This window comes from Streptomyces sp. XM83C, from assembly GCF_023072675.1.
Lineage (GTDB): Bacteria > Actinomycetota > Actinomycetes > Streptomycetales > Streptomycetaceae > Streptomyces > Streptomyces thermocoprophilus.
Genome location: NZ_JALLGL010000007.1, coordinates 15173 through 27376, shown reverse-complemented (window position 1 = coordinate 27376; position 12204 = coordinate 15173). Strand labels below are relative to the sequence as shown.

Annotated in this window: 7 protein-coding genes; 3 read left to right on the top strand and 4 right to left on the bottom strand. The window is 74.8% G+C overall.

Annotated elements, in window-relative coordinates:
- Positions 1-700: 700 nt before the first annotated feature.
- The 4 genes from MTQ10_RS01955 to MTQ10_RS01940 all read right to left on the bottom strand — a co-directional run bounded on the left by MTQ10_RS01955 (position 701) and on the right by MTQ10_RS01940 (position 4924).
- Positions 701-1699, bottom strand: coding sequence for a DNA-3-methyladenine glycosylase family protein (locus tag MTQ10_RS01955; protein ID WP_247461517.1), 999 nt, complete (start codon positions 1697-1699; stop codon positions 701-703).
- 105 nt (positions 1700-1804) lie between these two features.
- A complete protein-coding gene (locus MTQ10_RS01950) occupies positions 1805-3115 on the bottom strand; it encodes a coenzyme F420-0:L-glutamate ligase (RefSeq protein ID WP_247461515.1) in 1311 nt (436 codons plus the stop codon).
- Positions 3112-4071 (bottom strand): 2-phospho-L-lactate transferase, encoded by a 960-nt coding sequence (gene cofD, locus MTQ10_RS01945; RefSeq protein WP_247461513.1) that lies wholly within the window; start codon positions 4069-4071, stop codon positions 3112-3114. Before cofD ends, MTQ10_RS01950 begins: the two co-directional genes overlap by 4 nt.
- A gap of 346 nt (positions 4072-4417) precedes the next feature.
- On the bottom strand, positions 4418-4924 hold the full coding sequence (locus tag MTQ10_RS01940) for a cysteine dioxygenase (protein ID WP_247461511.1): 507 nt from the start codon (positions 4922-4924) through the stop codon (positions 4418-4420).
- A 734-nt stretch (positions 4925-5658) separates the two neighbouring features.
- Between MTQ10_RS01940 and MTQ10_RS01935 the strand changes: the two genes are divergently transcribed.
- The 3 genes from MTQ10_RS01935 (at position 5659) to MTQ10_RS01925 (ending at position 11649) form a co-directional block, all read left to right on the top strand.
- Positions 5659-5922 (top strand): WhiB family transcriptional regulator, encoded by a 264-nt coding sequence (locus MTQ10_RS01935; RefSeq protein WP_003975777.1) that lies wholly within the window; start codon positions 5659-5661, stop codon positions 5920-5922.
- Between the two features lie 319 nt (positions 5923-6241).
- Complete coding sequence (locus tag MTQ10_RS01930) at positions 6242-10150, top strand: glycosyltransferase family 2 protein (protein ID WP_247461510.1); 3909 nt, start codon at positions 6242-6244, stop codon at positions 10148-10150.
- Positions 10147-11649 carry a DUF5719 family protein gene (locus MTQ10_RS01925; protein ID WP_247461508.1) on the top strand — a complete coding sequence of 501 codons (1503 nt, stop codon included), beginning with the start codon at positions 10147-10149 and terminating at the stop codon, positions 11647-11649. Before MTQ10_RS01930 ends, MTQ10_RS01925 begins: the two co-directional genes overlap by 4 nt.
- Positions 11650-12204 lie beyond the last annotated feature (555 nt).

The window sequence follows — 12204 nt, the reverse complement described above, 5'->3', positions numbered from 1 at the left end:
GCCGCCGGCGGCGCGCGACAGCGCGGCCGGCGGCTCAGCCTCTCGCGCCGGTGGGGCGTGTTCGCGTGTTCGCGCAGTTCCCCGCGCCCCTCTCGGGGTGCGGGGGTTTCGCTGTTCACCGCGGGCCGGTGGGGGCTGGTCGCGCAGTTCCCCGCGCCCCTGGATGCCTGCGGCGGCCTGTGCGGGTGGGTGCGTGGTTGCGGTTGCGCCCACGGGCGGTGCGCGGGTCGGGTGCGCGCCGGGGGTGTCCGTCCTCGGTGCGGCGCTCTGTCTCTCAGATCCTTGCCGGGCGTTCTCGCCGCACGCTGAGGGCGGGCACCCCCCGACACGCCCCCTCCCCGCCGTACGCGGCTGCCGCCCGCCGACGGGTGATGCTCCCCGGCCGACGCAGCGACGAGTGCCGCAGCGGTGAGGCTGGGCGCCGCAACGCACCCAGCTGCGGGCAGTCGTGCCGCAGGGCGCTGGGGTACACCCTCTGGGGGAGGCACCCGTCAGCGCCGGGTGGCGCGGCCCACCTCCGCGCCCGCATCCACACCGGGTGACTCTGTGGCGCGGGGGCGCCGGCCCACCCTCGGGGGCTCCCACCCGCGCCGGGTGCTCGTCTCGCACCGGGGCGCAGGCTCTCCCGCCGAGGCGGGGCCCTGGGCCGTCGGCCCAGGTGAGGGGCGTCAGAGGGGTGCCCTCTGTCGCAGGGGGCGATTCACCACGCGGCGATGTTCACGCGCCGCATCCGTGGTGCCCGCCGCGCCGGCGTGCGGCCGCTCAGCAGGATCAGCCGGGCAGCCCGATGCCGCTGCCCGGCGTACGGCTCCAGCAGCCGCAGCATCGCCGCGTCGTCCGCGTCCCGGTCCCCCGCGAGCACCCACCCCACGATCCCCGGCAGATGCAGATCCCCCACGGTCACCGCGTCCGCGGCCCCATGGCTGCGCTGCACCGTCTCCGCCGACGTCCACGGCCCGATCCCCGGTACGACCTCCAGCCGGGCCTGCGCCGCCTCCGGCGCCATCGCGGCCGTCTCCTCCAGCCGCCCCGCGACCCGCACGGCCCGCAGGATCGTCGAGGCCCGCTTGTCGTCGACCCCGGCCCGGTGCCACTCCCAGGACGGGATCAGCGCCCAGGTCCGCGCCTCCGGCATGACGTACATGCCCTCCGGCGCGGGCCCCGGCGCCGGCTCGCCGTACGCCCGTACCAGCAGCCGCCACGCCCGGTACGCCTCACCCGTCGTGACCTTCTGCTCCAGCACCGACGGGATCAGCGACTCCAGCACCAGCCCGGTCCGCGTCAGCCGCAGCCCCGGCCGCCGGTGCCGGGCGACCGCGAGGACCCGGTGCCGCGGCGCGAACGCCGACGGGTCGTCCGCCGCGCCCAGCAGCTCCGGCATCCGCTCCAGCAGCCACTCCGCCCCCGGCCCCCACGCCTCGCCGCGCACCTCACCGTCGTACGCCGCGACACGCAGCGTGCCCGGGCCCGAGGGGGTGCGGCTGGCCCGCCACACCGAGCCGTCCGGCGTCGCGCGGAACGTCGGGTCGCCGGGGCCGCGCCGCAGCGGGCCGAGCACCAGGCCCAGGTCGAGCGGGCCGTCCGGCACCCAGGTGCGTGCCTTGCCGCGCCCGGCGGGGGCGGGCCGTGCCGCGGGTACGGCGACATGCCCGCCGCGTACGGTCGTGCGCGTGGGTCTCGGGGCGAAGCGTCCGGCCACGGAATGAGGTCCTGGGGGAGGGAGAGGGGGGGAGAGGCGTGCTCTACGAGGGTAGGGGGTCCTGCCGTCCGGGAGGGTCCTGTGCGGTCCTTTCTGCGACTAGGCTCACCGCACCTCGATGAACGCCCCCGCCTCCCGATCCGGGCGCGGGCGGGGTTCGTCCGCCGGGTGGCCGACCGCCACCGCGCCCATCGGGTCCCAGTCGTCCGGCAGGCCCAGCACCTCCCGCACCACGTCCCGGCAGAACATCGTCGACGACACCCACGCCGACCCCAGCCGCTCCGCGGCCAGCGCGACCAGGAAGTTCTGTACACCCGCGCCTGTGGCGACCACGAACATCTCCCGCTCGGCCGCGTCCCGCCGCGGGTCGCCGTAGGTGTGCGAGCCGTCCATGACGAGGCAGGGGACCACCAGGTAGGGGGCGTTGCGCAGGACGTCCCCGCGGCGGACCCGCTTGGCGATGGACTCCTCGCTCTTGCCGTCACGTCTGAGGTCGGCGATCCACGCCTCCCGCATCGCGTCCAGCAGCCGCACGCGCTTGTCGGGCGACTCCAGCAGCACGAACCGCCACGGCGCGGTGTGGTGCGGCGCCGGTGCCGTGACCGCCGCGGCCACCGCCCGGCGTACCGCGCCGGGGTCGACGGGCTCGTCCGTGAAGGAGCGGACCGTACGGCGCTGGGTGACCGCCTGCCGGATCGCCTCGGACGTGCCGAGCCGGAACATGTCGTCGCGGGCGCTGCGGACCAGGGCGCGGGCGCCGTCCGCCTCGCCGTCGGCGACGACGTGCGGCAGGCCGCGTACGACGGCCACCGGGCGGCCCGCCGTCTTGCCCTTGACCAGGTCGCCCGCCGCGGCGAGTTCGTCCGCGGTCGCCACGATCGTCGCGACCAGAGGGTTGCCGTGCGCGTCGGTGCCGCCGCGCAGGTCGTCGAGGACGCGTACGCCCGCCGCGCCGATCGCCACGTCCGTCAGTCCCGAGCGCCAGGGCCGGCCGAAAGTGTCGGTGACCACGACCCCCACGTGGACGCCGAGCGCCTGGCGCAGCCCGTCGCGGATCGCGCGCGCGGACGCGTCCGGGTCCTCCGGCAGCAGCAGCACGGTTCCGGCGGGCGTGTTGGAGGCGTCGACACCGGCGGCGGCCATCACCAGACCGCGTCGGTCCTCGACGATGCGCAGGGTGCCGCGCCGGGCCACCACCCGCACCGTCTCCGCGTCGATGGCCGCCTCCCGGTCGTCGGCCCGGACGGTCCGGCCCTCCGCCTTCGAGACGATCTTCGAGGTGACCAGGACGACGTCCCCGTCGGCCAGTCCCGGTTCGGCGGCGGCGATCAGCTTGGCCAGGTCGTCGCCGGGCTGCACCTCGGGCAGCCCGGGCACGGCCCAGACGCGGTAGCCGTCGGCGGGCGGCGTGCTCATGCCCCTCGTACCTCCTCGGCCAGCGCCAGCGCCTCCCGCGCCATCTGCGCGCTCGCCTCCACGTCCGTCATCATCAGCGGTACGGCACGGCAGCGGATGCCCGCCGCCTCCACCCGCTCGACCGCGGCGGCGTCCACGGTGTCGACGAGCCAGCCGTCCAGCAGCCCGGAGCCGTAGTGCTCGGCGACCGCCGCGGCCGTGGCCTCGACGCCGACCGCGGCGAGGACCTTGTCGGCCATGCCGCGCACGGGCGCGTCCCCGACGATGGGGGACAGGCCCACCACGGGGACCCCCGCGTCGGCGATCGCCTCACGGATGCCGGGCACGGCGAGGATCGTGCCGACCGACACCACGGGGTTGGACGGCGGGAAGAGGATCACGTCCGCGCCGGCGATCGCCTCCAGCACGCCCGGGGCCGGTTTGGCCTGCTCCGCGCCGACCGGGACGACCGCCTCGGCCGGCACCGACGCCCGCAGCTTCACCCAGTACTCCTGGAAGTGGATCGCCTTGCGTTCGCCGTCCACCTCGACCGCGACATGCGTCTCCACCCGGTCGTCGGTCATCGGGATCAGCCGCACTCCCGGCTTCCAGCGGTCGCAGAGCGCCTCGGTGACCGCGCTGAGCGGATAGCCCGCGCCGAGCATCTGCGTCCGCACGATGTGCGTCGCGAAGTCACGGTCGCCGAGCCCGAACCACTCCGGGCCCACGCCGTACGCCGCGAGCTCCTCCTTCAGATGGAACGTCTCGTCGGCACGCCCCCAGCCCTGCTCCTCGTTGATGCCGCCGCCGAGCGTGTACATCACCGTGTCGAGGTCCGGGCAGACCTTCAGCCCGAAGAGGTGGATGTCGTCGCCGGTGTTGCCGATGACCGTGATGTCCGCGTCCGGCACGGCCCGCTTCAGACCGCGCAGGAAACGGGCACCGCCGATGCCGCCTGCCAGAACCACAATGCGCATGCGGCCAGTCTTGCAGGCCGGTCTGACATCGCGTCGGTCAGCCGGGCACCCGCCGGCCGGTCGCTTCTTCGGCCGGCCAGTCCTTCGGCCGGTGTGCCGGTTCGGTGCGGGCAGGGCGCGTGGTCGGGCGGGGCGACACGCGGAGGAACGGCGTGCGGGTCCAAACGGGCGTACGGCGGGCGGGCGCGCGGGACGGGCGTACGAGGTCGGCGGGCGTCCGGCGTCAGCGGTCGTGCGGTCACCGGGCGGGAGGCGTGCAGGTGTTCGGCGCGGTGCCCGTCGTGCGGGGTCCGTCGGGCGCGGTGCGGTGCCCGGCCTGACCGGGGCGTGCGGAGCGGCCCTGCCGTCAGGCCGTGACCCGGTGCGGCTCGGCCGGGGCCTCGCACGTGGGGGCCGTGTGCATCGGCATCTCGGTGAGGCCGGGGAAGTACACGTGCAGGCTGACCGCCGGCTCCAGCGCGTCGTTGACGACCTCGTGCACATAGCCCGGCGCGAACACGCGCTGCGCACCGGCGGCCAACGCGCGCGTGCCGCGTGCGGTGTGCTCGGTGAGGGTGCCGTCCAGGACGGTCAGCACGCCGGAGGAGCGGCCGTGGTCGTGCCGTCCGCTGCCCTGACCGGGCACCCAGGACAGCAGCCACACTTCGTAGCCGGGCCCGGTGCGCAGCCGGTGGTACCAGCGGGTCGTGGCGTCGTAGCGGACGAGACGGGCCCACTGGGAGCGGTCGGCGGCGATGGAACGTGCCAGGCCGGCGAACTCGGCGACGGTGGTGGGGTGCTCGCGCGGCGGCTGGAGCAGGTGCGGGACCTCGAGGATGTCGCCGGCGATCTGGAGGTCGCTGTCGCTGTTCATGGGGGGAGGTGTTCCTCGTGGAGGGCGGTGGACGGTGGGCTGTACCGGCCGCCCGGGTCACGGGCGGTGTGCCCGGTGCGGGCGGATGCACGGGTGTGCGGAGCGGGGGATACAGCGGCCGGTCACAGGTGGACGCGGCGGCAGCCGGAGCGCGGTCGGCTCAACAGCTGGAACAGCGACAACAGCTACAGCGAGCGCGGGCAGCACCGTGGGACCCGGCGGTGCGGGTCGTGGTGAGCGCCAAGTTCGCGAGCATGCCCACAAGGACAGCGGTTCACACCTCCGCTGTCAACTCGGCCCCGGCATGTGGGACGGGTTTCACCTCTTCCGGTGTATCTCGCCGGCGAAAGGTTTGTGCAGCGGTGGACCGGGACACATGCGGCACAAGCCGGGCACGCAAGGCCCGTTGCGATCCCCTGATCCGACTGTGATCCGGTTCGCTTCACCGTGCGCTTCCGGAACGGGATCGAACGCTCGGGCGTCCTTCTCCGTACAGGGTTCCGGCGAGCTCTGTGCGGTCCGGGAGGGCTCCCGGACCCCGTCGCTGTGTCAAGGTTTATGGCGATTTGAACACTTTCCGCATGGCCTTGGTTCCGCAGAGTGAATAAGGGGCCCAATAGCAGATCTCGGCTTGACTCGCCCGGAGCAGCACACTTGTAATTTCACTCGTGTCGTTCAGCCGGAATCGGTAACGGCCGGATCACGGGGACACGAAAGACAGACGAGGGGCGCACATGACCGAGCTGGTGCAGCAACTGCTGGTCGACGACGCGGACGAGGAACTCGGCTGGCAGGAGCGCGCGCTGTGCGCCCAGACCGATCCCGAGTCCTTCTTCCCCGAGAAGGGCGGCTCCACCCGGGAGGCCAAGAAGGTCTGCCTCGCCTGCGAGGTCCGCTCCGAGTGCCTCGAATACGCCCTCGCCAACGACGAACGCTTCGGCATCTGGGGCGGCCTGTCCGAGCGGGAACGCCGCCGGCTCAAGAAGGCCGCAGTCTGAGACGGCCGCCCGCCCGCCGACGGCAACGCCCGACGCGGCCGTCCGGCACGGACGCACAGGACAGGACTCGCGGCAGGGCACACACAGGCGCGCGGCGCGCGCCGGCCGCGCGGAGCACCCCGGAGCGCGGACAGCGCGGCCACAGGTGAGCAAACCGCACAAACACACGTACGCAACGGCCCGTCGGCCGTGGGTTGTCCACAGGCGGCGGGCCGTCGTCATGGGCAGCCGATAGTGTGGTCGCTCGTCCGAGACGCCCCACTGCCCCCGCCGGGCACAGGCGTCCACCGCAGTCCACCGAACCGGGGCCCGTACCTCGATGTCCGTGCACAGCCACACGGCAGCCCGCCAAGACGCCGCTGCCACACCAGAGTTTCCGCGTCATGTGGTGACCGCGGTCCTCGTCTCCCACGACGGCGCCCGCTGGCTGCCCGACGCGCTCGCCGGGCTTCTCGGCCAGGAGCGCCCCGTCCAGTACGTGATGGCCGCCGACACCGGCAGCGCCGACCACTCCGCCCAGCTGGTCACCGACGCCCTCGGCGACGACCACGTCCTGCACCTCGCCCGCCGCACCGGCTTCGGCCAGGCCGTCGAGGAGGCCAACCGCACCGCGCCCGTCCTCACCCCCGAGGAACTGCCGTATCTGAAGCGGCCCAGCGGCTGGGACCCCGTCACCCGCACCTGGCGCGACGACGCCTACGACCTCCCCGAACTGCCCTACGGCGAACCCGTCCAATGGCTGTGGCTGCTGCACGACGACTGCGCCCCCGAACCCGACGCCCTCGCCGAACTGCTGCGCGTCGTCGACCGCGAACTGGAACTCGGCCGCGACGACGTCGCCGTGGTCGGCCCCAAACTGCGCGGCTGGTACGACCGCCGCCAGCTCCTCGAGGTCGGCGTCACCATCGCCCACTCCGGCCGCCGCTGGACCGGCCTGGACCGCCGCGAACAGGACCAGGGCCAGCACGACCACATCAAGCCCGTGCTGTCCGTGTCCACCGCCGGCATGCTGATCCGCCGCGATGTCTTCGAACAGCTCGGCGGCTTCGACCGCCGGCTGCCCCTCATGCGTGACGACGTCGACCTGTGCTGGCGCGTCAACGCCGCGGGCCTGCGCGTCCTCGTCGCCCCCGACGCCGTAGTACGGCACGCCGAGGCCGCCTCCCGCGAACGCCGCACCGTCGACTGCGCCGGCCGCACCACCGCCTCCCCGCACAAGGTCGACAAGGCCGGCGCCGTCTACACCCTCCTCGTCAACACCCGCACCGCCGCCCTGCCCTGGGTGCTGCTGCGCGTCGTCCTCGGCACCCTGCTGCGGACCCTCGCCTACCTCGTCGGCAAGGTCCCCGGCCAGGCCCTCGACGAGATCCGCGGCCTCATGGGCACCCTGCTGCGACCCGAGCGGATCATCGCCGGCCGACGGCAGCGCGGCCGGCCCGTCGCCGACAAGAGCGACCTGCGGCCCCTCTTCCCGCCCCCCGGAGCCACCGTCCGCGCCACCGTCGAACAGGTCGCCGGCAACTTCCTCGGCGGCTCCGACTCCGACACCTCCTCCGCCGGCCGGCACGGCGGCGGCCTCGAATCGGGACCCGGCGGCGACGACGCCGACTACCTGGAGATCGAGCAGTTCGCCCGCCTCAAGCGCATCGCCCGCAAACCCGGGCCGGTGCTCTTCCTGGTGCTGCTGCTCATTTCCTTCGTCGCCTGCCGCAACCTCCTCGGCGACGGCGCCCTCGCCGGCGGCGCCCTGCTGCCCGCGCCCGCCGACGCCTCCGACCTGTGGTCGCGCTACACCGACGCCTGGCATCCCGTCGGCGCCGGCGGCACCCCGTCCGCCCCGCCCTACCTGGCGATCGTCGCCCTGCTCGCCTCGCTGCTGCTCGGCTCCACCGGCCTCGCCGTCACCGTCCTGCTCGTCGCCTCCGTACCGCTGGCCGGGTTCACCGCGTACTTCGCCTCCCGCCCGCTCGTCACCTCACGGCTGCTGCGCGCCTGGGCCGCCGTCGCCTACGCCTTCCTGCCCGCCGCGACCGGCGCCCTCGCCGACGGCCGCATCGGCACCGCCGTCCTCGCCGTGCTGCTCCCGCTCATCGCCCGCGCGGGCATCGCCGCCAGCGGCCTCGCGAGCGGCTCCGGCACCCGCGGCAGCTGGCGCGCCACCTGGGCGTACGCGCTGCTGCTGACCGTCACCACCGCGTTCACGCCGATCGTCTGGCCCATCGCGCTCGTCCTCGGCCTCGGCCTGCTGGTCGTGCGCCGCACCGACATCACCGCCTACGGCCTGCGCTTCCTCGCCCAGCTCGGCACCCCCCTGCTGGTCCTCGCCCCCTGGTCGCTGACGCTGCTGCCGACCGGCTTCTTCACCGAGGCCGGCCTCGACCACGGCGCCTCCACCGCCTCCGCCCTCGACCTGCTCGGCGCCAGCCCCGGCGGCCCCGGCACCGTCGACGGGCTCATGCTCATCGGCATCGTCCTCGCCGCGCTGGCCGCCCTGCTGCGCTCCGAGCGGCAGCCCGCCATCCGCACCGCCTGGGCCGCCGCCCTCGCCGGCCTCGTCTTCGCCGTGCTGTCCAACAGCTCCACCTGGGCCGGCCCCGCCACCCTCGTCTACGGCCTCGCCCTGCTCTGCGCCGCCGTCCTCGGCGCCGACGGCGCACGCGCGCGTGTCGCCGAGCAGAGCTTCGGCTGGCGGCAGCCCGTCGCCGCGCTCATCGCGTTCGCCTCCGCGGCCGGGCCGCTCCTCGTCGCCGTCGGCTGGATGATCGGCGGCGCCGACGGCCCGCTGGAGCGCCGAGACCCGATGCAGGTCCCCGCGTTCGTCGCCGAGGACGGCAACAACCGCGACCAGGCCCGCACCCTCGTCCTCGACAGCGACTCCACCGCCCAGGTCCGCTACACCGTGGTCCGAGGGGCCGGCGTCCGCCTCGGCGACGCCGAACTCGCCGCGGCCCGCGGCGGCAACGCACAACTCGACAAGATCGTCGCCAACCTCGTCGCCGGCTCCGGCGCCGACCAGGCCGACGAACTCGGCAGTTTCGCCGTCCGCTACGTCCTCGTCCACAAGGGCGCCCCCCGGGAGATCACCCGCGTCCTCGACGCCACACCCGGCCTGAAGCGGCTCAGCCAGCAGAACGGCAGCGCCCTGTGGCGCGTCGACCGGCAGATCGCGCGGGCCGTGATCGTCAACGGGACCGGGACCGGTGCCGGGGCAGGGGCCTCGAAGCCCGGGGCCGCCGCTCAGGCGCCGCAGCCCGTCGCCGCCGGGCCCGTGGAGATCCACACCACCGTCCCCGCAGGCCCCGACGGCCGCGTCCTGCGGCTCGCCGACGCCGCCGACGACGGCTGGACCGCCACGCTCGACGGCAAGGCCCTCACCCCCGTCACCCTCGACGGCTGGGCCCAGGGCTTCCGGCTCCCCGCCACCGGCGGGAAGCTCGACGTCGTCCACGACGACCCGCTCGGCCACACCGTCTGGCTGTGGGTCCAGGGCTTCCTCGCCGTCGTCCTCGTCGTGATGGCCCTGCCCGGGCGGCGCCGCGACGTCGACGACGACCTGCCCGAGGAGCCCTTCGTCCCGGCCCAGGCCGTCGCCGGCGAGGGCCGCCGGGCCCGACGCCTGCGCGCCCAGGCGGAGGCGGAGGCCGAGGCGGCAGCCGCCGGTCAGGACGGCCCGGGCACGGACCCGGCGGACCCCGCGGAGGCGCGGGAGGCGCGTGGCGCAGGAGAATCCGAGCCGGCGCCCCACGGGCAGAGCGGCACCGAGGGCCCCGACGCGCCCTATGGGCACAGCGGCGCCGATGGCCCCGACGGGCAGGACGGCCAGGGCGGGGCGTTCAGTCCGTACGGCGACGCCGTGCCGCCCGTCCCGCAGGGCGCCCCCGCCGCCGTGCCGCAGCAGTCCTACGGCCAGTGGGGCACCACGGCCCAGCCCGACGCCGCCCCCTACGCCGGGTACGGCGACGAGCGGTACCAAAGCGGCGAGCAGTACCCGGCCGGCACCGGCTACGACCAGGGCTACGGGGCCGACCCGTACCAGGCCGGCCAGTACGACCCCTACGCCTACAGCGGCACAGGAGCAGCCGCCGGCTACGACCCGGCCGCTTACGGCGCGCCCTACGAGCAGTCGTACGAGCAGAACTACGGCCGGCCGTACGACGAGAACCACGACCCCGCGCAGCCGCACCCCCACGGCCCCGGCAGCGAGCGCCCCGACGGGAGTCAGCAGTGAACCGCAGCACCCTGTCCCTGATCGCCGGTACGGCCGCCCTCGCCGCCGTCACCTCGGTCGCCGCGCTCACCGCGCCGGACGCCGCGTCCGGTTCGGACGGCGCGACCGCCGCCGCCCAGCGGCCCGTGGAACGCACGACGCTGCTCTGCCCGGCGCCCAGCGGCTCGGACCTCGCCGAGACCACGTACACCTCGTTCACGCCCGTCGTCCAGGGCGCGGACAAGGACGGCAAGGCCGAACTCCGGGCCGCGGACGCCGACTCGGGGTCCGGGGCCGGGTCGGGGTCCGGCAAGAGCGACGGCAAGAGCAAGAAGGGCAGCAAGCCCGTCCTCACCCCGAAGGCACCCGGAAGCCCGGCCACCGGTGAGGTCTCCGGCGGCGACGCGCCCGCACTGGTCGGCACCGCCGAAGGCAAGTACGCCCCGGGCTGGACCGTCCAGGAGACCACCGAGGTCTCCGTCGGCACCGGACGCGGCCTCCAGGGCGTCAACTGCACGCCCGCCGACACCGAGTTCTGGTTCCCCGGCGCCAGCACCGCCACCGACCGCACGGACTACGTCCACCTGACCAACCCCGACGACTCCGCCGCCGTCGTCGACATCGAGCTGTACGGCAAGGACGGCGCCTTGCAGACCACCGCAGGCGAGGACATCTCCGTCGCCCCGCACTCCAGCGAGCCGATCCTGCTGTCCACCCTCACCGGCGACAAACAGGACGCCATAACCGTCCACGTCAACGTCCGCAGCGGGCGGGTGGGCGCCGCCGTGCAGGCCCTCGACGACAAGCTCGGCGGCGACTGGCTGGCCGCGTCCACGGACCCGGCCGGCAGCCTCGTCCTGCCCGGCATCCCCAAGGACGCCACGTCCGTCCGGCTCATCGCCTTCACCCCCGGCGCCGACGACGCCGACCTGAAGGTGCGGCTGGCGTCGTCGTCCGGGACGATCACCCCGGCAGGCGGCGAGACCCTGCACGTCAAGAGCAAGATGACCGCCTCCCTCGACCTCGGTGACGTCACTCGCGGCGACGCCGGATCGCTGCTGCTGACGCCCAGCGATCAGTCGGTGCCGGTCGTGGCGGCGCTGCGTGTGGTGCGGGGCAAGGGCTCCCAGCAGGAGACCGCGTTCATCCCGGCCAGCGCGCCGGTGGGGGCGCGGGCCACCGTCGCGGACAACAGCACCAAGGGCACGACGCTGTCGCTGACGGCGCCCACCGCCGCGGCGAAGGTCAAGGTGACCGTGTCCGCCGGCAGCGAGGGCGGGTCGGGCGGCGCCACCCAGACGTACTCGCTGCGCGCCGGGACCACGCAGGACGTGACGTTGCCGTCGCTGACCGGGATCAAGGGCACGTACGCGCTGACCGTCGAGACGGTGTCCGGGGGACCGGTGTACGCGGCGCGGACGCTGGCGGCGGGCGGTGGCTTCACGATCCAGACGCTGCTGGACGATCGCGGGACGGTGGCGGTCCCGCACGCCTCGGAGGACCTCTCGGTCGTCCAGTGACCCCCTCTCCGCGCATCACCTGCGGGCCGGTGGGGGGCTTTCGCGCAGGTCCCCGCGCCCCTGAGTGCCTGCGGCGGCCCGTGTCCGGGGGTGCGTGGTTGCGGTTGCGCCTGCTCGCGGTGGGTGGGTCGGGTGCGCGCCGGGGGGTGTCCGTCCTCGGTGCGACGCTCTGTCTCTCAGGTTCGTGCCCTGTGTTTTCGCCGCACGCTGCGGGCGGGCACCCCCCGGCACGCCCCCTCCCCGCCGCGGGCGGCTGCCCGCCGTCACACCTGCGGAGGCAACAGACCGACGCAACAGCAGGCCGCGTACTGACGTAGCTGCGGACGGTCGCACCGCTGGTGCGTCTGCCCACCTGGCAGCGGTGGGGTCGGGGGCGATTGCCCATATAACTGCGGGCAGTCGTGCCGCTGGGGCGATGGGTGTCCCTCCTGTCCGTGGCGCCGAGTGGCGCAGCGCCCCCCGCGCCCGCACCGACCCCGGGTGCCCCCGTTGCGCCGGGGCGCTGACCCACCCCGCATCCAGGGCGCCGCCACGCGCTCCGTGGGGATCGGGGCA